The organism is Fictibacillus arsenicus (assembly GCF_001642935.1).
Classification (GTDB): Bacteria; Bacillota; Bacilli; order Bacillales; family Fictibacillaceae; genus Fictibacillus; species Fictibacillus arsenicus_B.
Genome location: NZ_CP016761.1, coordinates 2,802,927 through 2,825,323, shown reverse-complemented (window position 1 = coordinate 2,825,323; position 22,397 = coordinate 2,802,927). Strand labels below are relative to the sequence as shown.

Below are 22,397 nucleotides of genomic sequence, written 5' to 3'. Positions count from 1 at the left end.
TATGAAATGAAGTGAAAAGCTTTTTTTAGCGAGCTTTTAATTAGGGTGGTACCGCGAGATTGTAATCACGTCCCTTTCAATTTGAAAGGGACTTTTTTTATTGCCATTAAAAAGAGAAAGGAAAGAAAGAGATGAACATTTTACAAGACTTAGAATTTAGAGGTCTGCTTAATCAGGTTACAGATCGAGAAGGGCTTGAAAAAGAACTTGAAAGCGGTAAAGTAAAGCTCTACTGTGGATTTGATCCTACAGCAGACAGTCTTCATATTGGTAACTTACTGCCGATTCTTACATTAAGAAGATTTCAGGAAGCAGGGCATCAGCCTTATGCTCTTGTCGGCGGAGGTACAGGTTTGATTGGTGACCCTAGCGGAAGACAGACAGAAAGAACATTAAACGAAGCTGAAATCGTCGTTCAATGGACGGAAAAAATTAAAAGCCAGCTTTCCAGGCTACTTGATTTTGAAAGAGAAGGTAACCCTGCAAATACAGTGAATAACTACGATTGGCTTAGCGAACTTACAATGATTGAATTTCTGCGGGATGTAGGGAAGAATTTCTCTATTAACTACATGCTTGCTAAGGATTCTGTAGATTCACGTTTAGAAGGCGGTATTTCTTTTACTGAGTTTTCATACATGATTTTGCAGTCTTATGACTTCTTAAATCTTTTCCAAAAAGAAGATATTAAGCTGCAGATCGGCGGAAGTGATCAGTGGGGCAACATTACTGCAGGAATGGAGTTAATCAGACGATCTGGAGAAGAAGAGAAGGCTTTTGGATTAACCATACCTTTGATTACTAAAGCGGATGGCACAAAGTTCGGGAAAACAGCATCAGGAACAATTTGGTTAGATGCTGAAAAAACGACGCCATATGAGTTCTACCAGTTCTGGGTGAATGCAGCAGATGCTGACGTTATTAACTGGCTGAAATACTTTACATTCTTATCTAAGGACCAAATTGCAGATCTTGAAAAATCAATGGCTGAAGCTCCTGAAAAGCGTGAAGCGCAAAAAGCTTTAGGACGTGAAGTAACAACGCTTGTTCATGGAGAAAAAGCATACCTTCAAGCAGTGAAAATAACTGAAGCACTATTCAGCGGGAATCTTAGCGATCTTACTGCAAATGAAATCGAACAAGGATTTAAAGATGTTCCATCGTTTTCTGTAGAGAACCAAGCGGACATGAACATTGTAGATCTTTTAGTTGAAGCAAAGATTTCTCCATCTAAGCGTCAGGCAAGAGAAGATGTGACAAACGGTGCTGTTTCTGTAAATGGCGACAAGGTTCAAGACCTCTCATATACGATTGATGCGAAAGACAGAATCGAAAATCGTTTTGTTATCCTTAGAAGAGGGAAGAAGAAGTACACATTAATCAGATACTAAATATATAAAGGAAAGAACCCTTTAACTATAGGGTTCTTCTCTATTTTCGAAAGGATGTGCAGCTATGAAACGAATTCAAATCGCAGAAGATCTTTCTTTCTCACAAATCATTCACGGACACTGGCGTTTAGCTGAATGGAACTTAACCTCAGAAGAATTACTTCATCTTGTAGAGCAATGTATAGAAGCAGGCATTACGACATTTGATCATGCAGATATTTATGGAAATTATATGTGTGAAGAAATCTTTGGACAAGCTCTTGCTTTAAAACCATCACTAAGAAAAGATATTCAAATCGTTACAAAATGCGGCATCAAACTGGTATCGGAAAACAGACCGCATCATAAGATAAAATCCTACGACACAAGCAAAGAGCATATCATTAAGTCTGCTGAGAATTCATTGCAAAAGATGAACACTGAATATCTCGATGTTCTTTTGATTCATCGCCCAGATCCTTTTATGGATCCGTACGAAACGGCTGAAGCTTTTCATCAATTAAAAGAACAATGAAAAGTAAGGCACTTTGGCGTTTCTAATTTCACGCCGCGCCAAATGGAAATGTTGCAGCGTGAATTCAATGGCCCTTTAGTAACAAATCAGATTGAATTATCAGTACTTCATGAACAGTCTTTCTTTGATGGCACGATTAATTATCTTCAAAAAGAAAACATTAAACCTATGGCTTGGTCTCCATTAGCTGGAGGAAAACTTTTTAAAGGACAAGATGAAAAAAGTCTAAGAGCAAGGAAAGTTCTTGAGAAAGTTGCAAAAGAAACAGGTGCTGCGTCGATAGATGAAGTTGCCTATGCATGGCTGCTTGCTCATCCTGCAGAAGTGATGCCGATTGTCGGCAGCGGACAAATGAAGCGGATTCAATCAGCGATCAATGCTGCAAATATCACTTTAACCCGTGAACAATGGTTTGATATTCTTCAAGAGAGCATGGGGAAAGAAGTAGATTAATAAACGAAAGAAGGGGCTGTCCCAAAAGTAATGTAAACTTACTTTTGGGAGCCCCGATTTTTTGTTTTCACAAATAAAAAATAAATAATATACATTAAAAGACTGTTTTCGCAATCTTTGTTGCTCTTGGTAGTGGTTGATTTCCGTTACAGGATGCTCGCTTTCCGCGGAGCGTGCGGTGAGCCTCTCGAGTGCTATCCTCGTTTTTAGTTACTTTGAGCGAAAAAGGAAGATTTTGAGCGAAACCAAAGGTAGTTTGAGCGAAACGAGTGGATCTTGAGCGTAACTCGGCGTTTTTGAGCCAAACTCAATAATTCTGAGCTAACGTGTAATAAATTTAAGAACACGTACCGTGAACTTGCATCAACAAAGGACAGGAGATAGGGCTAACTAAAATGACGCTTACGCTTTTCGTCTCGCACCTTGCACTTCAATCACCTTGTCAATGAAAAGGATGGAAAATTGAACCAAAAGCAACAATCTTTTAGAAAATAGCCTTAGAAGAAGAAAAAACCTGAAGCCCATAATGGGTTTCAGGTTTTTTAAACTCTTAACGAGAATAGTATTCAACGATAAGTTGTTCTGTGATCTCAGCTGGAAGCTCAGAACGCTCTGGTAAGCGAGTGAAAGTACCTTCCAATTTGTTTTCGTCAAAAGTTAAGAAGTCAGGTACGAAGTTGTTTACTTCGATAGCTTCTTTAACAGCAGTAAGGTTGCGTGACTTTTCACGAACTCCGATTACATCTCCAGGAGAAAGACGGTAAGAAGCGATGTCAACACGCTTTCCGTTTACTGTGATGTGACCGTGGTTTACTAATTGACGAGCTGCACGGCGTGTGCGAGCAAGACCAAGACGGTAAACAACGTTGTCTAAACGAGCTTCTAATAGAGCCATGAAGTTTTCACCATGGATACCAGGCATTTTACCAGCATCATTGAAAATGCGGCGGAATTGACGCTCATTTACACCGTACATGAAACGAAGCTTTTGCTTCTCTTGTAGTTGTAAACCATATTCAGAGATTTTCTTACGTTGAGTAGGACCATGTTGTCCTGGAGCGTAAGGACGCTTTGATAATTCTTTTCCTGTTCCGCTTAGAGAAATTCCAAGACGACGGGAAACTTTCCATGTTGAACCTGTATAACGAGCCATTAATGACTCCTCCTTCACTTGTTTGTTTTGTGTTAAAACAATACAGTGACTATGACCTTTTCAAGAGCTTATTTTGTATGAAAAACACTTTCACTTCAGCAGCCATGAAGCTACACGGTGTTCCCTGATTTGAAAAATCAAGGTACAAAATAATAACTGTTGATGGGCACAGTGCTACTTATTTTACACAAAGAACAGTATAAACTTTTTTTGTCCCTTATGTCAACCATGCCTGTTATACACACAAAAATTTTAGAGGACAATTTGTAAAAAAGTACTCAATCATATATGATAATAATTAAGAAAGCGCTTACATTTTTAAATCGTCCTAAAAGGAGAACTCGAGATGGATACAAAACGCTTTGAAACTGAAGTAATTCATAAAGGCTATCATGCTCTGCAGCATCATGGAAGTTTGTCTCCTCCAATATTTCAGACGTCTACGTTTGTGTTTGATACCGCTGAAACTGGAGCAAGCCGTTTTGCTGGTGAACAAGAAGGATACATTTATTCACGGTTAAGCAATCCAACTGTTGCGATGCTTGAAGAACGGATTGCTTCTATGGAAAGTGGTGAAAAAGGACTGGCTTTTGGATCCGGAATGGCTGCAGTATCAGCTATTTTACTTGGTCTTACTAAAACGGGTGATCATATTCTTTGTTCAGAAGGTGTGTATGGCTGTACGTTCGGTCTTTTGCAGCTAATGGAAGAGAAATATCATATCACACACGATTTTCACTCCATGAGTGATGAAGATTCTATACGAGGATCTATTACAGATCATACAACTGTCATTTATATTGAGTCTCCAATTAATCCTACAATGAAGCTTGTGGATATAGAAATGGTAGCAAGGATCGCAAAGGAATATGGTATACCTGTTGTGGTAGATAATACTTTTTCTTCGCCATACTTGCAGCGTCCGCTTGAATTAGGTTGTGATGTTGTCATTCATAGCGCAACAAAATATTTATGCGGCCATGGTGATGTTATAGGCGGGCTGGCAGTAGGCAGCAATGAACTTATGAGTCATCTTGCTATGACAACTCAAAAAGATATAGGCGGTGTCATGTCTCCATTTGATGCATGGCTGCTGCTGCGCGGTATAAAGACATTGCCTGTACGAATGGACCGTCATTGTGAAAATGCAAAAAAACTTTCAGAATTGCTAAAAGAACATCCAGCAGTAGAAACGATTCTGTTCCCTGGTGACCCCGAATTTCCTCAATACGAACTGGCAAATAAGCAAATGAAAAATGCAGGAGGTCTTATAAGTTTTCAGATTAAAGGAGATAAAGCTGCTGCTCAATCTTTTATGAATTCGTTACAATTAATAAAAATTGCGGTCAGTCTTGGAGACGCAGAAACTCTGATTCAGCACCCTGCAACCATGACCCATGCGGTTGTTCCTGAAGAAAGCAGAAAGCAAATGGGAATTAATGATCAGCTTCTGCGTTTATCCATTGGTCTAGAAGCTTGGGAAGATATCTGGAGTGACCTGGAACAGGCATTAAATAAAATATAATCAAAAAGCACTGAGCAGTTTTTGCTCAGTGCTTTTTAATTTTGATTAAATGTGTTGAAGCAATATGTTTGTAAACTTTTCTAAATTCTCCCGATCCACTTCATCGAATCTTTCTTTTTCAGGGCTGTCGATATCTAGAACGCCTAAAAGCTTCCCGTTTTTTACAAGAGGAACGACGATTTCTGATTGAGATGCTGCATCGCATGCGATGTGACCTGGAAATTCGTGTACATCTTTAACGACAAGAGTTTCCTGATTTTGAGCAGATGTACCACAAACACCTTTTCCTAAAGGGATTCTTACACAAGCAGGAAGTCCTTGGAAAGGTCCTAAAACAAGCTGGTTTGATTCTTCTTCAAATGTGTAAAAACCAACCCAATTTACTCTATCCAAGAATTGATTTAACAAAGCAGATGCATTAGCTAAATTTGCTGTTGCATTTGTTTCACCTGCAAGAAGTGCTGAAAGCTGTTTGCACAAAAGATCATAAGCTTTATTTCTGTCAGTACTATATTGTTGAACGGAAAACATCAAGATTCCTCCAAACCTGATAAATTGTTTATTCTATCCTATCAAATTATGTTGAACTATACACCCTTGAGCCCTTATTTGTCGAGCGATTATTAAAGGTTTATGTCTTCGGCAGAAGAATTTTATACATAAGGAAGGACGGTGAAAAAAATGAAGAAAGATACAGCAGAAACGAAGCTTAAAATTGCTGAAGCAGCTATTTATCTTTTTACAAGCCAAGGGTTTAAAGGTACGACTGTAAGACAGATCGCAAAAAAAGCAGGTGTGAACCTCGCACTGATCTCATACCACTTTGGCGGTAAAAAGGGGCTGCTTGAAGAACTGATCACTTCATTTTTTGAAGGGTATATCAGAAGAATCGAGATCGTGTATCATACTTCAAGGTCTTCATCGGTTAAAGGCAGTTTTATTGAACTTGTAGAGACGCTATTGGTTTACCAGCAAAAGAATCTGCCGCTTGCTCGATTCGTTTATCGGGAAATGACGCTCGATTCAACTCTTGTTCGTGAACTGATGTCAACTTATCTTGTAAAAGAAAAATATTTTTTGCAAACGATGTTTGAGAAAGGTATGAAGAAAAAGGAGTTCCGGAAACAGCCAATAGATTTTTTGACGATTCAATTTAAAGATATGATGATGCTACCGTTTTTGCATCCCTTGTATTTATCTGAAGTCTATCAGATTTCAGCGGAAACGGAGACTTTCATTAAACCTTACAAAAAGTGGATGGTTAATTGGTTTGATAAGTGCGTGTGCCAAACCGAAAGAAAAAATCCCCTGCTGTCTGCTGTTCAAGCGCCATTATTTGGCTCTATCCAAGAGAAGTGGGGAAGTTAATTTTGCATATTGATCTAGTTGTTCAAGTCCTTGACCGAGTCCCTTAGCGCTATGGGCGTCTGACCCGTATACGAGAGGGATTTTTCTTTTCTGCGCTTCTTTAATAATCCAGCTTGGCGGATAAGGCTCCCCACAAAAAGGTTTAACAGCACCAGCGCCATTGTAGTCTAAAGACATTCCTCGCTCAGAGATTTCAATTAAAATATTATGGATGTCTTCTTCGATACTGAAATCTGCTGGGAACAGCTTCTGAAACTTTTTAGCTAGAGTTATATGACCGATTCTAAGCGGTTGAAAGCTTTTGAATGAGTGTTTAACAGATTTTTTCACTGCAGAAAAATAATTTTTATAAACTAAAGCTAAACTTCCCGATTTCCTGACCATCTCTTCAAAAACATTCTCATCATAATCCATGCAAAAATGTTTTCCCTCGATCTGCAAAAAGTGGACAGAAAGAATGGCATCGTCCAGTTCAGGCGAAACTTCCCGAAGCAATTGTTCTGTCTCCTGTTCATATCCTTCAATAAAATCAATTTCCAAACCTGTTTTAATCGTGATGAATTTTTTGTAAGTCTTTTTTACTTTTTGCAGTTTTTGAAAATAATGATTCAAATCTGAATACAGCATTGCACTGTCTTTAGCAGGAGTGGGATCTGCAAAATTTTTAGGTAATGGGGCATGTTCAGTAAACGAAATGCCTTTTATTCCAAGGGATATAGCTCTTTCAATATACTTTTCGAATGTGTCATTAGAACCATGCGGACAAAATGGAGTATGAACGTGTCCATCATAATACAACCTTTTTCCTCCTCCTTTCGACAAAATCTTCATTAATTTGGAAAAAAATTATCAAATTATGCAATTTTTTTGCGTCAAATGTGTGTTTACATGTTATCATAAAAGCATTAAACTGCAATTTTATACACAGATAAACCTATCAAATAGAAAATGAAATTATTAATACATAATACAGGGAATTAAAGAAATAGAACAGTAGAAGGGGTGCCTCCAATGATATACATAGTCATTGCCATAGTTACATTCCTAGCATTAATCCTTTACGGTACCATGTCGCGCCGAAGAATATATAAAGAAATTGACCGCTTGGAAGCATGGAAAATGCAAATTATGAACCGTCCTTTAACAGAAGAAATTTCAAGGGTTAAGGGAATGGCGATGATCGGGGAAACAGAAGAAAAATTTGAAATGTGGCGACAGGAATGGGATGAGATGGTTACGACCCACCTTCCTAATCTTGAAGAAGACCTTTTTGACGCAGAAGAGTATACTGACAAATACCGATTTAAAAAAGCCCGCAACATTCTAACTGGTGTAAATAAAGCACTAGACGGCATGGATGCCAGAATGAAAGAAATAACTTCTGAAATTAATGAATTGGTGACGAGTGAAGAACTTAATAGAGAAGAAATCGTAGAAGCGAAAGAAAAGCTGCAGGAGGCAAAGAAGTATTATTTAACACATATTCGCGCGCTAGGACAAACTGCAACGCTTTTTGATAAAGAATTAGATGAAATTAAATCGCTGTTTGAAACGTTTGAATCACTAACTGTTCAAGGCAGCCATCTTGAAGCGAGACAAAGACTTGTTGAAAGTTTAAACCGCATATCTGATTGCAAGACCAAGATGCAAGGTGTTCCTGAGCTTCTTGTCATTTTGCAATCTGATATACCTGTCTCTTTAAAAGAGCTTAGTGCATGCTTTGTAGAAATGGAACAGCAAGGTTATGTACTGCATCACATTGGAATTGAAAAAGAGATTTCCTCTTTAAAACAATTAAATGAAGTAGCATTAAATAAAGTATTTGAATTGGAACTAGAATCTGCTCAAAAGGATATGGATGAGCTTATTCAGAAAATGGACCAGCTCTATGAAATGCTAGAAAATGAAGTGCATTCCAAACAGTTTGTTATTAAAGAGAGAGAGATCTTTACATTTAACATACAAAACCTGCAGGAACGCATTGATAATCTTAAAGTGGAGACAGAAGTTGTTTCTTCCACTTATTTAATTGAACAGAATGAAGCTGACATGCAAAAGAAAATTGAAAAGCTTTTCCACAAGCTTCAAAGCCGATTCATTATTATCCAAGAATCAATCGATGAGAAAAAAGAGTCATTTTCTGTTATTCGCGAAATGATGGAAGAAATGCAGAAACAAATGGAAGAACTTCAGCGTTCTCAAAAGGTGTATGAAGAGATGCTTCATAATCTAAGAAAAGACGAATTAGAGACAAAGCAGAGTCTTAAAGAATTAAGAAGAAAGCTTCTGGAAGCAAGACGAATGGTTCAAAAAAGCAATCTTCCTGGTCTTCCAGAACATTATTTAATTACGATTGGAAAAGCAGAAGAATACATTATAGAAGTTTCAAAAAAGCTTGATGAAAAGCCTTTAGAAATGTCTGATGTATCTTATGTACTCAATAAAGCCCATGATGCTGTGAACGAAGGCTATGAAGAGACATCCCAAATGATTGAGAATGCATTTCTGGCTGAAAAGCTTATTCAATATGGAAACAGATTTAGAAGTTCTTATCAATCGGTTTCCATCAGATTGATTGAAGCTGAAATTGCGTTCCGAAATTATCAGTACGATGATGCACTTCAGATTGCGGCTTCTGCCATTGAAAGTGTGCAGCCAGGAATACTAAAAGAAATGGAAATCAATATGAAATCACATGTATAAGAACTGTCAGGATCTATTTCCTGCAGTTTTTTTACTGTTGTAAAAGAGTGAATTTCACCTTCTTGCAAAGACTATTTAGTAGATATTGCATAGATGCCACGGCATTTGAATTGTGATATGATATTGTAATGTGCATTTGTGGACGGTATGTTTTAATTGGAGGATTCAACGATGATTTATCTCGATAATAGTGCTACAACTAAGCCATATAAGGAAGTACTTGATACATTTATTACGGTTTCTCAAAAATATTTTGCTAATCCATCTTCACTTCATTCTAAAGGTGGAGAAGCAGAGAAGCTGCTAATAGCAGCAAGGAAGTCAATTGCTGATTTGTTAGCTGTCACGTCATCTGAAATAGTTTTTACTTCAGGTGGAACTGAGGGTAACAATATAGCAATAAAAGGAATTGCATACCAGCACCAAAATCGCGGGAAACACTTAATTACTACAGCTGTAGAACATGCTTCATCTTATGAGTCGTTTCAATATTTAGAGACACAGGGATTTGAAGTTACTTATTTGCCAGTGAATGAGGCAGGAATGACTTCATTAGAAGATTTAAAGCGGGCATTACGCCCTGATACGGTTCTTGTTTCGATGCTGCATGTAAATAATGAGACAGGAACGATTCAGCCTATAAAAGAAATCGGTGAGATTCTAAAAGATCACAAAAAGATCTTTTTTCATGTCGACAATGTTCAAGGAATCGGGAAAGTTCCTCTGCAGCTAAGAGAATGGGGAATAGACCTTTGTACCTTATCTGCTCATAAGATACATGGCTTGAAAGGAACCGGTTTGCTATATGTAAAAAACGGTGTAACTCTTTCTGCCTTATTTACAGGCGGTGAACAGGAGTATCGAAAGCGTGCAGGAACAGAAAATGTGGCTGGAATTGCTTCCATGGCAAAGGCTTTGCGGTTAACATTGGATGAGATGCGCATCAAAAAAGAAAAGATGCTGGCAGTAAAGCAAGTATTTACAGAAGGATTGAAAAAAATAGAGAGTGTAGAGCTCAATACGCCAGAGAACTATTCAGCTCCTCATATCGTTAATTTTTCTGTAGAGGGCATTAAACCAGAGGTATTGATTCACGCTCTTGATAAAAGAGATATATTTGTTTCGACACGTTCTGCATGTTCTTCTAAACAAGGAGGCGCGAGCAGGATCCTATTGGAAATGGGCCTTGGTGAACAACGCGCTTCTACAGCAATTCGGATCAGCACATCTTATGACAACACAGTCGAAGAGGCTAAAAGCACGTTAATCGCATTAGAAGAAGAGATTTTAAATTTTAAAAAGGTAATGAGGTAATATAAATGCTTTATGATCATTTAGTTGTACGCTATGGAGAATTATCTCTAAAAGGGAAAAACAGAAGACATTTCGAATCTCAATTATTTGTCACTGTAAAAAGAAAGCTTCGTCAATATGACAAGCTAAAAATGGCTAAATTATTTGACCGAATCGTTGTTGAATTGAATGGCGAGCCGCATGAGCCTGTTGTAAAGGCACTTCAGGACATCTTTGGTATTCACTCGATCAGCCTTGCACTTAGAGCGGAAAATGAGTTAGCAGAAATCCAAAAAGCAGCTTTACTTGCACTCAAAGAAGCGATGGTTCAAAAAGGGACTTTTAAAGTAACGGGAAAGCGTTCATTAAAATCTTTTCCTGTAAACTCCATGCAGCTTAACCGCGAAGTGGGGGGCTACCTTTTAGAGCATACAGATGGTCTTACAGTTGATGTTCATCATCCTGATGTAAATGTGAAAGTAGAAGTTAAAGATACAGGGACGTATATCAGCTGCCAGACATATGAGGGAGCTGGCGGACTGCCGATAGGTGTTGGCGGAAAAGCAATGCTCATGCTTTCTGGCGGAATTGACAGTCCTGTTGCAGGATATCTAACAATGAAACGCGGAGTCCGTATAGAAGGTGTTCATTTTCACAGCCCTCCATTTACAAGCGAACGCGCTAAACAAAAAGTTGTTGATCTAACACAGGAACTGACACGCTATAGCGGAGGGAAGATCAAGCTCCATATCGTTCCGTTTACAACGATACAGCAAACGATAAAAGATAAGATTCCAGCAAGCTACAGCATGACCATCATGAGACGTGTAATGCTGAGAATAACGGAAAAGCTTGCTGAAAGCAACCATGCAATGGCAATTGCAAACGGAGAAAATCTTGGACAAGTAGCCAGCCAGACGATGCACAGCATGTATGCTATAAACGAAGTAACAAACATGCCTATTCTGCGCCCGGTTATCACAATGGACAAGCAGGAAATTATGAATATCTCCCATAAAATCGGAACTTATGATATCTCAATTCGTCCATATGAAGATTGTTGTACAATCTTCTTGCCATCTGCTCCAAAAACTAAGCCGAAGCGTGATAAGGCGATATGGTTCGAAAAAAATATTGAGAATTTGGAAGAATTGATAGAAGAAGCGGTTCGAAATGTTGAAACCATTATCCTTGAAGAAGGCAAAACAACAGAAAATACGTTTGAAGATCTGTTTTAATTGTAAAGCCTGCACATTTTTGTGCAGGCTTTTATTATTCGACTTACGTTACTAATTGAACGGTAAGAAAGAGACAAAACCTTGTGAAATGGCAATACACACAACAATTTCCAAGAATTGAAACGGCCATTTCGTCACACATTATTAGTACGAAGGAGGTGAAACAAAATGGCAAACCAAAGCAACCAATTAGTAGTGCCAGGTGCACAACAAGCTGTTGACCAAATGAAATATGAAATCGCTTCTGAATTCGGTGTAAACCTTGGACCAGATTCAACTTCTCGCGCTAACGGATCTGTAGGTGGAGAAATCACTAAGCGTCTAGTAGCTCAAGCTCTAGGTGGATTCACAAAGTAAATAATAAATGGCTAACGGAGCGGGTTGTCCCCGCTCCTTTTAATATGTCCTTATCCGCTGACTAAATTTTAAAAATTTTCTAAAATATATTATAATGTTAATTGTAGTCAACTATGAGGTATACGAAAGGGTGGATGTTGAAATGAACTTGGCAGCTCCAAGTATCTACAATTTAACAATGGAAATTGAAAAATACGCAGAGAACCCCGAAAAAACGGCTCTAATCTGGATGAACGAAGACAATGAAAAACAAACCATAACCTATAAAAAGTTAATAGAACGATCAAACCAAATTGCTAATTCACTTGAGGAATTGGGTTTAGGTAAGGGAGATCGAGTTCTTGTTATTATGCCGCGATTAATTGAAACGTACGCTGTTTATATCGCGTGTTTAAAAGCAGGTATCACAGTTATTCCTTGTTCCGAAATGCTTAGAGCTAAAGACTTGAGCTACCGTGTTCAGCATAGTGAAGCAAAAGCAATTATTGCAGACCATCAGTACACAGAACAGGTAAACGAAATAAAAGACGCTCTTCCGACTCTTACATACAAAATAAGCACTAACGGTGACACGGAAAATTGGTTAAGTTTAAATGCAATAACAGAGAATGTAAGCGTTTCCTATAAGGCGCCAAAAACTTCAAAGGATGATATGGCATTTCTATCCTACACATCAGGAACAACTGGACAGCCTAAAGGTGTTGTACATACACATGGATGGGCATATGCACATATCCGTACTGCAGCTAAAAGCTGGTTAAATATTTCCGAGAACGATAAAGTATGGGCTACGGCAGGACCTGGCTGGCAAAAGTGGATTTGGAGCCCATTTCTTTCCACTTTGGGTACAGGAGCTGCAGGATTCGTTTATCAGGGGAAGTTTGATCCTCAAAAATATTTAGCTCTGCTAGAGAATGAACAGATTTCTGTTTTATGCTGCACCCCGACAGAATATCGATTAATGGCAAAAGTGGACAATCTCGATCAGTATCGTTTACCGCATTTAAGAAGTGCTGTTTCCGCAGGAGAACCTTTAAATAGAGAAGTAATTGATACGTTTGAAAAGTATTTCCATGTTAAAGTCCGTGACGGATATGGCCAAACGGAAAATACTTTGCTGGTTGGAACTATGGAAGGTATGGAAATTAAGCCTGGATCTATGGGGAAACCAACACCAGGAAATGATGTTGAGATCATTGATGAGAATGGTGTTCCAGTAAAGGCTGGTGAAGTCGGTGATATTGCGGTTCACAAAAATTGCCCTGCACTATTTAAAGAGTATTATAAAGATCAGGATCGAACGTTGATGGCTTTTAGAGGAGATTATTACGTTACAGGCGATAAAGCGAAGAAAGATGATGACGGGTATTTCTGGTTTGAAGGAAGAGGAGATGACATCATTATTTCATCAGGCTATACGATTGGTCCATTTGAAGTGGAGGATGCCCTTGTAAAGCACCCAGCGGTAAAAGAGTGTGCTGTTGTGGCAAGTCCAGATGAAATTAGAGGACATATTGTAAAAGCATTTGTAGTATTAAGAGATGAATCAGCGAGTAAAGAAGCATTAACACCAGAATTGCAGGAACATGTTAAACAACTGACAGCACCTTATAAATATCCCCGCTTGATTGAGTATGTGAGCGATCTTCCAAAAACGACATCAGGAAAGATCCGGCGCATCGAGCTTCGTCAGTTAGAAGCATCGAAAACGAGATAAGGTTGAAAAAAGCAGGCTTTTGTCTGCTTTTTATTCTGAAAACCGTTATAATACAAAAAAGCAAATGTACAAAGGTGGTAGTATAGTGGGGACTTTGTTTCACAACGGAAAAATATATACGATGGTCAGTGAAGGTGATCAATGTGAGGCAGTATTTGTAAAGGAAGGGAAGATTGAAAAAACGGGAACTAAAAATGAGCTGCATGTTTTGTATGGCAGTGAAATTACTCGTACTGTTGATTTGGAAGGCAATGTGATGTTTCCCGGATTTGTTGACAGTCATCTGCATCTCATTGGTCATGGTGAAAAGCTTATAAGGTTAGATCTCTCAGAAATGACTTCTGCAGAAGAAATGGAAAAAGCGCTTAAAGAAAAAGCGCAAACTTTGGGTAAAGATGAGTGGCTGCTTGGCGAGGGATGGAACGAGAACAATTTTATTGACCGGAAAATTTTTCACAAGCACGAATTAGATGCCATTTCTGATGGTCGTCCGGTTTTATTATCAAGAGTGTGCCGTCATGCATTTTTAGCAAATTCAAAAGCTCTTGAGTTAGCTGGTATTACGAGTGAAACACCTGATCCTGCTGGCGGTATTATTAAAAGGGATGCTGACGGGGAACCTACTGGTTTATTGCATGACAGTGCGGCTGACCTAGTAAAAAAAGCAGTTCCGGAGGTTTCACAGGAATATTTGAACAAAGCATTAAAAACATCCGTTGAATACTTGCTCTCTTTAGGATTAACCGGTGGCCATACAGAGGATCTTAGTTATTATGGATATGTTGAAAGGCCATTAAAAGCTTACAAAAAGGTTTTTGAAGAAGATCATGTGAAATTTAAAGCTCATTTACTCGTTCATCATGAGGCACTTGATGATTTTAAGAAGGTTAAACAAAATTATCAGCTGCCATTTGTAGAATATGGTGCCATGAAAATTTTCGGGGATGGAGCTTTTGGAGGACGGACAGCATGGCTTTCTCATCCATATAATGATGCTCCCGAAACCTCTGGTGTTTATATTCACGAAGACGATGAACTATTAAACCTGATTCAAAAAGCACGAAAAGAAAACATGAATATCGCCGTTCATACCATTGGTGATATGGCTCTGCAGAAAACGATTGAAACGATTAAAAAATGTCCGCCTCTTGGTGGCAGAGACCGTTTAATTCATGCAGGTTTAGTATCAGAGTTTTTGATTGAAGAGATAAAAAAGCTATCCGTTATTTTAGATGTTCAGCCAGGTTTTGTAGCATCGGACTTCCCATGGCTGATTGAGCGTCTCGGTACAGAACGGATTCCGTATGCTTATGCTTTTAGAACCTTATTGGATGAGGGTATTATTTGTGCGGGAGGATCAGATGCCCCAATAGAACCAGTTGATCCGCTACTGGGTATTTATGCAGCAAATGCACGAAGAAAGCCTGGAGAAGACCATGAAGGATATGTTCCAGAGCAAAAGCTTACGAGACATGAAGCGATCGGTCTATACACTTATGGAAGTGCTGCAGCTATACAGCAAGAGCATTTTAGAGGATATATTAAAGAAGGCTATGCCGCAGATTTTACGGTTTATGACCGTGATTTGTTTACTGTGCCTATTGATGAGTTACTGAAAGCTGAAGTAGTTTACACAATAGTAGAAGGTGAGATCGCATTCTGCCAATCCGATAATAAAGTAAGATCAGAATAAGAAACAGCCTGCATAACAATGCAGGCTGTAGTTCTTTTACTAAGAATAGAAAGCTAACATTGTCGAAAAGCCTATAAATTCATTTGAAGGCTCATAAGTTCAATTTTGCACATGGATAAGCTATATATATCAGATTAAAAAAAGCAGGTTCCCAGACGGAAACCTGCTTTTTTCATGTTATTAAACTTAAACGAACTCGTTTAGACCTCTACAAAAAGCTTCTTTTCACTTTATGCCAGAATGAATTATCTTTTAGTTTTACCGTTTTAATTCTTTTCTCTGTAATTTCAAAACTCAGGCTCTCGCAATGTTTAATACTCATCGCTTCGTTATCCATTCCGATAATCGGATAATGGCTGTTATCATGTTTGATCTTTAAGGACATTTTTCGGTTATCACTCAAAATAAATGATGAACCGAGCGTACGATACTGATTATTGTTTAAAGAAGCAAGCTCACTGATCTGATAGCATGCTAGCATTGGATCAACCACTGCACCGTTGACTGATTTATTATAAGCTGTACTTCCAGTAGGCGTGGATATGATTAAACCGTCTCCGCGGAAAGTTTCAAAATAAAGATCATCAATAAAAACATCGATTTCAAGTGTTCTAATAATAGAAGAACGAAGTGAACATTCGTTCAGGCAATAAAAAGAACCTTGTCCATCTATCGTAACGGAAAGTGCCGGATACTTACGAACTTCGATCTGTTCGTTTTTCATTGCTTCGATCATCCCAGCTTGATCGTCGACATGAAAGTCACAATAAAATTCCGAATCCAGTGTACTTACTCCCACATATAAACAATCTTCTCTAAAACCCGTTTTGCGTACTGCCTGCAAAAACGATCCGTCACCGCCTATACTTGCAATAATGTTGGCTTCCTTTTCATTTTCCACAACTTCAAATCCTTCTCTTTCTGCTAAAGATTTTAATCCTTCAGCTTTTTCGAGAATAGACTCTTCTCTTTTATAGAAAAAGAAAATCTTATTTCTTTCTGGCATCTTCCATTCCTCCTTTTAAATGATTCTCCACAGTTATTGTGTTCGGTCTTAAATTATTGATTCCTATTACATTGTATCAGACATTCTCATTACGTTTAGATTAAACGTCGCTTGCCTATACTGAAAAACAGAAGGGAAGAGCTTTTATGGAATGGATTTTAATTATATTAGGAATTTTTTTATTTTTATTTCTTATTTTGATGTTCTCAACGCTGAATGTAGCGCTTCATTTTGTGCATCGCAACGACAACAGTGATATACAGATTACGCTGCGTATGTATCGGATTATTCGATACACATTGCATATACCGATTGTCCAAATTGATGCAAAAGACCATTCAGTAAAGATAAGAGAAGAAAAGCAAACGAGTATGGGGCAGAAGAAAGAAAAGAAAAAGAAAATTTCATTTAAACAAATAAAAAATCAGTATGAATCGTTTCAAAAAACATTAAAACATGTTCAAAACCTGTATCGGATAATTGCATACTTCTTAAAAAAGATAAAAGTTTCTCAGTTGGAATGGCATAGCGCTATAGGTCTCGGTGAGGCTTCATCATCAGCAATTGCAGCTGGAACAGTATGGGGAATTAAAGGGATCGTCTTGCAGCTGATCAATACCTTTTTCCTTTTAAAAGGAACGCCATCGATCTCTGTAGTTCCGGTTTTTCAAGGAATGCACAGTGAAACAAGGCTATCCTGTATGGTTTCTTTTAAAATCGGGCATGCTATTGTCGTTATGTTAAAAATATTGAAGTCTTGGCGGAAATCAAGACGTTCATCTCACGTAAATTCTGAATATATGACTGGAGGAGTGTAAAAATGAGTGAACATCCAATCCAGGGTTTAATGAAAACCGCTATGGAAAATCTTAAAGAAATGATCGATGTTAATACAATTATCGGAGACCCTGTTGAAACTCCTGACGGGAGTGTAATCCTTACCGTTTCAAAAGTTGGGTTTGGATTTGCAGCTGGAGGAAGTGAATTCGGAAATCAGCAGGAATCTCAACAATCATCTCAAGGGTCTCAAGGCTCTCAGCAAGGGTCTTCGAACGGTTCAAAAGAAATGCCGTTTGGTGGAGGAAGCGGGGGCGGAGTTTCAATTACTCCAATCGCATTCCTAGTTGTAAGCAATACAGGTATAAAAACCATTCACCTTGACAACAGTACGCATCTATATGAAAGAATTTTAGACTTAGCTCCTGGCGTTATCGATAAGCTGCAGCATTTGATGAATAAAAATAAGCAAAAAGGGTCTGCAAACACACAAACAAATGAGTTTTAAAAAAGGAAGCTAACATCTTGTTAGCTTTTTCTTCTGCGATGTTTTAAGATGAATAGGGAAGTACATAAATTTAAAGGAGGAGTTATTTGATCATGAGCGTAACATTTAAAGAAAAACCAGTCACTTTACTAGGAAACCAGTTAAAAGCGGGGGATCAAGCTCCAGATTTTAAAGTTCTTGCAAATGATATGTCAGAAGTTACTCTGGCAGATTCAAAAGGCAGTGTAAGACTAATCGCAGCTGTACCTTCAGTTGATACAGGTGTGTGTGATGCAGAAGTTCGCCGTTTTAATGAAGAAGCTTCAAAGCTTGGAAATGTAAAAGTATTAACGATCTCTGTAGATTTGCCATTTGCACAAAAAAGATGGTGTGCTGCAGCGGGTATTGAAAATGTTCAAACACTATCTGACCACCGTGATCTTTCGTTTGGTAAAGCTTATGGTGTTGCAATTGAAGAGCTTCGTCTTCTTGCGCGCTCTGTATTCGTAATCGATAGCTCGGACAAAATTACATATGTTGAATATGTAGACGAAGTAACGAGTCATCCAAATTATGAAGCAGCCATTGAAGCTGCTAAAGCTGCAAAATAAACAAACCAGTCATCTCCGGTGCAAATCTGTACCGGAGATTTTTTATAAGCTTTTTTCTTATCGTTGCTCTTGAAAGTAGTTGATATCCGCTCCAGGTTGCTCGCTTTCCACGGGGCGTGCGGTGAGCCTCCTGCCGCTTTGCGCCATTAGGAGTCTCCACCTGACCGCTTCTTAGAAGTATCTTTGCTCCTGCGTCTACAAGTAATTGCTAACGAGGTAAGCTTCCTCGTCGCATGCCTAGCAAGAAGCTTCTCATGTGGTAGGCACGCACCTTGTGCTCCAATCAACTTGCAAATGATGAAAATAGAAAAAGCCATAAGCAGCAATCCTTAAGAAAACAGCCTTTCTTAGAGATTGTTGCTACTGAGAGGCTATCACAAAGTGCTTCACTGAAAAGTTAATTGGAGTGGAAGGACGAGACTCCAGCAGGATGAGTGGGACAGGTGAGACCATTCAATGTCGCAAGGCGACGAATGGGCTCACCGCACACCCTGCGGAAAGCGAGTCCTGTAACGGAAATTAACAACTTTCAAAAGCAACAAAGTTTACAAAAACAGTCTCTAAACCTTTAGATTGTATATCATGCACTTCATTTGTTAAAATGTTTCCTGTGCAAACATAGGAGGACGCGGTAATGAGTAATTTTAAAGATGTAGAAAAAATGTTTATAGTAATGGATAATACTGCAACAGCAATTAAGGAGAAGCTTGATCTCCCTTATTTAGATGCTCTCGTAGAAACTGGAGAAAATCTATTTTTTCAAGAGATCCCTAAAGAATATCCAAAAGAGCTTGTAAGTGTATTAACCGATGAATATAAAAAGGTTAATCTTGCTGAATACGGCAAGGAAGAATTGCGAAAGGCATTTCAGCTTGCAGTTTTAAAAGGAATGAAAGAAGCAGTGCAGCCGCATCACGCAATGACTCCTGATGCTGTAGCTTTATTTACGGGCTATCTCGTTCAAAAATTTATGAAAAAAGCTGAACATCTTACACTGCTGGATCCTGTAACAGGTTCAGGTAACTTATTGACAGCTGTATTAAACCAGCTTAAAGAAAAGCAATGTGAAGCGTTTGGTGTGGAAGTAGATGAAACTCTATTGCGTTTAGCTTGGGTAAATGCAAATATTCAAAAACATAAAGTTGAACTCTTTCATCAAGATGTGATTAAACCTCTTTATGCTGATCCAGTTGACGTAGTCGTAGCTGATCTTCCGGTTGGATACTACCCAGATGACGAAAGTGCTAAAGTGTTTAAAGTCAGTGAAAAAGAGGGCCACACATACGCACACCATCTCATCATTGAGCAAGCTGTACATCATCTGAAGGAAACTGGAATCGGAATATTTATTGTTCCTAACAATCTTTTTGAAAGCGAGCAATCAGGTTTGTTGAAAGCTTGGATTAAAGAACATGTATCAGTTTTAGGATTGCTTCAGCTTCCTGAATCTCTATTTAAATCAACCGTCCATGCAAAAAGTGTCCTTATACTTCAGAAAAATGGCGAAGGAACTATAAAACCTAAACAAGCAATGCTAGCGCAGCTTCCCTCCTTCTCGAATAAAGCAGGACTTGCGAATGTGATGGAACAAATAAATGAGTGGTTTAAAACTGAATGGGAACGTGAAAAATAACAGCGTGGGATAACCTATGCTGTTTTTTTTGATGTTGCAAACGCATTCAAATCTGAATTGCATGAATATAAGTTGTAAGCGTTTTACAGCCTTGATTATAAATAGGGGCAATGTTTAAATAAGGAAGGATTATAGTATTAATGAGTTAGAAGTGTGCACCAAAGCGCTCTTCTTTTTCATTGAATATGAAGGAGATGGCTATTTTGGCTAAAATTATTGCAATTAATGCCGGAAGTTCGTCCTTAAAGTTTCAGCTTCTGCAAATGCCAGAAGAAGAAGTTTTAACTAAAGGACTTGTTGAACGTATCGGTTTGAACGATTCTATTTTCACAATTGAAGTTAATGGTGAAAAAATAAAAGAAGTAAAAGATATTCAAGACCACTCTGAAGCTGTTTCCATGCTTTTAGATAAATTGATCAAACATAATATTATTTCTTCCCTTGATGAAATTGAAGGAATTGGCCACCGTGTTGTACACGGAGGAGAAAAGTTTAATGATTCAGTATTAATTACGGAAGAAGTATTAAAAGAAATCGAAGAGATTTCGTATCTTGCTCCATTGCATAACCCTGCAAACGTTGTGGGAATCAAGGCGTTCAAAAATGTATTGCCGAATGTACCAGCAGTGGCTGTATTCGATACAGCTTTCCATCAATCAATGCCAGAAAAATCATTCTTGTACAGCTTGCCATACGAGTACTATGAGCAATACGGAATCCGTAAATATGGTTTCCACGGTACAAGCCATAAGTATGTTTCTGAAAGAGCGGCTGAACTTCTTGGCCGTCCGGTTGAGCAGCTTCGCCTTCTTTCATGCCACCTTGGTAACGGAGCAAGTATCGCTGCAATTGAAGGCGGGAAATCGATCGATACATCTATGGGATTCACTCCTTTAGCAGGTGTAACAATGGGAACTCGTTCTGGTAACATTGACCCCTCGTTAATTCCTTATATCATGCAAAAGACGGGTCAAAGTGCTGAAGAAGTATTAAATGTTCTAAACAATAAGAGTGGTATGCTTGGCGTTTCTGGTTTCTCATCTGACCTTCGTGATATTGAAAGTGAAGCGGAGCAAGGAAATGAACGTGCTGAGCTTGCTCTAGAAGTATTTGCAAGCCGTATCCACAAATACATCGGTTCTTACGCAGCGAGAATGGCAGGAATCGATGCTATCATCTTTACAGCAGGAATCGGTGAAAACAGTACAGCAGTTCGTGAGCGTGTACTGCGCGGATTAGAATTTATGGGTGTTTATTGGGATCCTGCTCTAAATCAGGTCCGCGGGAAAGAGGCATTTATCAGCTATCCTCATTCACCTGTAAAAGTAATTGTCATTCCTACAAACGAAGAAGTTATGATCGCTAGAGATACTATGCGTATAGCGATGTAGTTGATAAACAATCTTTTTTCATGGTTACACACATGAAGAAAGGTTGTTTTTTTTGGGCTTATTTTTAAAAGAATGTTGCTGCGGAGAGATTTTGAAATTCATCATTGAAAAGTTGATTGGATGGGAAGGTGCGAGACTCCTGCGGGACTGGCGGGCAGGTGAGACACTTATAAGTGAAACGTTCGAATGTGGCTCGCCGCCTGCCCCGCGGAAAGCGAGTACCTGGAACGGAAAGCAACAACTTTCACAAAACAACAATGTATACGAAAACAGCCTTTTTTATATTTATTGAAGGAAAACAGACCAAGATAGCGTAAATCCTTTAAAGTACCTTTAACTGAGTTTGCTCAAACTGAAAAGGGAGAGAGATCTATTCATGTACAAAAAGGAACAATATTTATATAGGAAAGAAAAGAATGTAAAAGCAATTGTCCGAAATTATGTGAAAGAAGATTTTGATGAACTTATTCAAATTCAAAAGGAAAGCTTTCCTCCTCCATTTCCTTCAGACCTTTGGTGGAACGAAGAACAGCTGAATAATCACATCACACTTTTTCCTGAGGGAGCACTATGTGTGGAGATTGACGGAGTTCTTGCTGGATCCATTACCGGGCTGTTAGTAGGCTTTAATCCAGAATCTCCAAAGCATACTTGGGAAGAGATTACTGACAGCGGCTATATTAAAACACATAACAAAAACGGAAATACTCTTTATATTGTTGATATATGCATACGTCCCTCTTTTAGAAAACTTGATCTCGGCAAACTTCTTATGCAATCCATGTATGAGGCAGTCATACATTTGAATCTTGACCGATTGTTAGGAGGGGGAAGAATGCCCGGATATCATAAGTATGCAAATGAGCTGACGCCAGAGCAATATATTGAAAAAGTAGTGAATGGAGAAATCCATGATCAAGTCATATCATTTTTGCTGCGCTGCGGCAGAACACCTCTAATGCTTGTACCGGGATACTTAGAGGATGAAGAGTCCCATCATTATGGATTGCTGATGGAATGGAAGAACCCTTTTAAGTCTGGCTGCTAAATACTTTACTACTGATTTTTTACTTAATCCAGCGGTTAT

At 38.5% G+C, this 22,397-nt stretch carries 19 protein-coding genes, 1 pseudogene and 1 other annotated feature (1 of these 21 only partly in view); of the genes and pseudogenes, 16 read left to right on the top strand and 4 right to left on the bottom strand.

Translation table 11 applies throughout. The annotated features are described in order from the left end of the window. Positions 1-78: a binding site (T-box leader), on the top strand; it begins 148 nt to the left of the window's first position. A 53-nt stretch (positions 79-131) separates the two neighbouring features. Then, a complete protein-coding gene (gene tyrS / locus ABE41_RS14530) occupies positions 132-1,391 on the top strand; it encodes a tyrosine--tRNA ligase (protein WP_066291706.1) in 1,260 nt (419 codons plus the stop codon). 64 nt (positions 1,392-1,455) lie between these two features. Next, positions 1,456-2,358, top strand: a pseudogene (locus tag ABE41_RS14525) (aldo/keto reductase). 550 nt (positions 2,359-2,908) lie between these two features. On the opposite strand, the gene rpsD reads toward ABE41_RS14525, so the two are convergent. Further along, positions 2,909-3,511, bottom strand: coding sequence for a 30S ribosomal protein S4 (rpsD, locus tag ABE41_RS14520; protein ID WP_066291704.1), 603 nt, complete (start codon positions 3,509-3,511; stop codon positions 2,909-2,911). A gap of 346 nt (positions 3,512-3,857) precedes the next feature. On the opposite strand from rpsD, the gene megL reads away from it, so the two are divergent. Further along, positions 3,858-5,036, top strand: a complete 1,179-nt coding sequence (megL, locus tag ABE41_RS14515; RefSeq protein ID WP_066291699.1) for a methionine gamma-lyase — start codon at positions 3,858-3,860, stop codon at positions 5,034-5,036. Between the two features lie 45 nt (positions 5,037-5,081). Here megL and ABE41_RS14510 read toward each other — a convergent pair whose 3' ends face one another. Further along, a complete protein-coding gene (locus ABE41_RS14510; protein ID WP_066291697.1) occupies positions 5,082-5,567 on the bottom strand; it encodes a GAF domain-containing protein in 486 nt (161 codons plus the stop codon). Positions 5,568-5,717: 150 nt separating this feature from the next. Here ABE41_RS14510 and refZ point away from each other — a divergent pair, with 150 nt between their 5' ends. Next, positions 5,718-6,404 carry a forespore capture DNA-binding protein RefZ gene (gene refZ, locus ABE41_RS14505; protein ID WP_066294884.1) on the top strand — a complete coding sequence of 229 codons (687 nt, stop codon included), beginning with the start codon at positions 5,718-5,720 and terminating at the stop codon, positions 6,402-6,404. Here refZ and hisJ read toward each other — a convergent pair. Further along, entirely contained in the window at positions 6,369-7,202 is an 834-nt protein-coding gene (gene hisJ / locus ABE41_RS14500; protein ID WP_253805351.1) for a histidinol-phosphatase HisJ, read from the bottom strand. The genes refZ and hisJ overlap by 36 nt on opposite strands. A 213-nt stretch (positions 7,203-7,415) precedes the next feature. Between hisJ and ezrA the strand changes: the two genes are divergently transcribed. The 6 genes from ezrA (at position 7,416) to ABE41_RS14470 (ending at position 15,405) form a co-directional block, all read left to right on the top strand. Further along, a complete protein-coding gene (ezrA, locus tag ABE41_RS14495) occupies positions 7,416-9,107 on the top strand; it encodes a septation ring formation regulator EzrA (protein WP_066291694.1) in 1,692 nt (563 codons plus the stop codon). Positions 9,108-9,278: 171 nt separating this feature from the next. Beyond that, a complete protein-coding gene (locus ABE41_RS14490; RefSeq protein ID WP_066291691.1) occupies positions 9,279-10,421 on the top strand; it encodes a cysteine desulfurase family protein in 1,143 nt (380 codons plus the stop codon). Positions 10,422-10,426: 5 nt separating this feature from the next. Next, positions 10,427-11,638, top strand: a complete 1,212-nt coding sequence (thiI, locus tag ABE41_RS14485) for a tRNA uracil 4-sulfurtransferase ThiI (RefSeq protein WP_066291689.1) — start codon at positions 10,427-10,429, stop codon at positions 11,636-11,638. Between the two features lie 168 nt (positions 11,639-11,806). Then, positions 11,807-11,995: an alpha/beta-type small acid-soluble spore protein gene (locus ABE41_RS14480; protein WP_066291687.1), complete on the top strand. Its 189-nt coding sequence runs from the start codon at positions 11,807-11,809 to the stop codon at positions 11,993-11,995. 142 nt (positions 11,996-12,137) lie between these two features. Then, on the top strand, positions 12,138-13,712 hold the full coding sequence (gene mbcS, locus ABE41_RS14475) for an acyl-CoA synthetase MbcS (protein WP_066291684.1): 1,575 nt from the start codon (positions 12,138-12,140) through the stop codon (positions 13,710-13,712). An 85-nt stretch (positions 13,713-13,797) separates the two neighbouring features. Continuing rightward, positions 13,798-15,405: an amidohydrolase gene (locus ABE41_RS14470; protein ID WP_156774279.1), complete on the top strand. Its 1,608-nt coding sequence runs from the start codon at positions 13,798-13,800 to the stop codon at positions 15,403-15,405. Positions 15,406-15,613: 208 nt separating this feature from the next. Here the strand turns inward: ABE41_RS14470 and ABE41_RS14465 are convergent, their stop codons facing one another. Next, positions 15,614-16,411: an NAD kinase gene (locus ABE41_RS14465; RefSeq protein ID WP_066291682.1), complete on the bottom strand. Its 798-nt coding sequence runs from the start codon at positions 16,409-16,411 to the stop codon at positions 15,614-15,616. Positions 16,412-16,557: 146 nt separating this feature from the next. Here ABE41_RS14465 and ABE41_RS14460 point away from each other — a divergent pair, with 146 nt between their 5' ends. The 6 genes from ABE41_RS14460 to ABE41_RS14430 all read left to right on the top strand — a co-directional run bounded on the left by ABE41_RS14460 (position 16,558) and on the right by ABE41_RS14430 (position 22,358). Further along, the gene (locus tag ABE41_RS14460; RefSeq protein ID WP_066291680.1) at positions 16,558-17,229 is read left to right on the top strand and encodes a DUF2953 domain-containing protein; all 672 of its coding nucleotides are present in this window, start codon (positions 16,558-16,560) and stop codon (positions 17,227-17,229) included. A gap of 2 nt (positions 17,230-17,231) precedes the next feature. Further along, positions 17,232-17,696: a GerW family sporulation protein gene (gene ytfJ, locus ABE41_RS14455; protein ID WP_066291675.1), complete on the top strand. Its 465-nt coding sequence runs from the start codon at positions 17,232-17,234 to the stop codon at positions 17,694-17,696. 89 nt (positions 17,697-17,785) lie between these two features. After that, positions 17,786-18,286, top strand: a complete 501-nt coding sequence (tpx, locus tag ABE41_RS14450) for a thiol peroxidase (protein WP_066294880.1) — start codon at positions 17,786-17,788, stop codon at positions 18,284-18,286. Positions 18,287-18,920: 634 nt separating this feature from the next. After that, positions 18,921-19,919 (top strand): class I SAM-dependent methyltransferase, encoded by a 999-nt coding sequence (locus ABE41_RS14445; RefSeq protein WP_066291673.1) that lies wholly within the window; start codon positions 18,921-18,923, stop codon positions 19,917-19,919. 203 nt (positions 19,920-20,122) lie between these two features. Beyond that, positions 20,123-21,310, top strand: coding sequence for an acetate kinase (locus ABE41_RS14440; protein ID WP_066291671.1), 1,188 nt, complete (start codon positions 20,123-20,125; stop codon positions 21,308-21,310). Between the two features lie 376 nt (positions 21,311-21,686). Further along, the gene (locus ABE41_RS14430) at positions 21,687-22,358 is read left to right on the top strand and encodes a GNAT family N-acetyltransferase (protein WP_066291664.1); all 672 of its coding nucleotides are present in this window, start codon (positions 21,687-21,689) and stop codon (positions 22,356-22,358) included. The last annotated feature ends 39 nt before the right edge of the window (positions 22,359-22,397 follow it).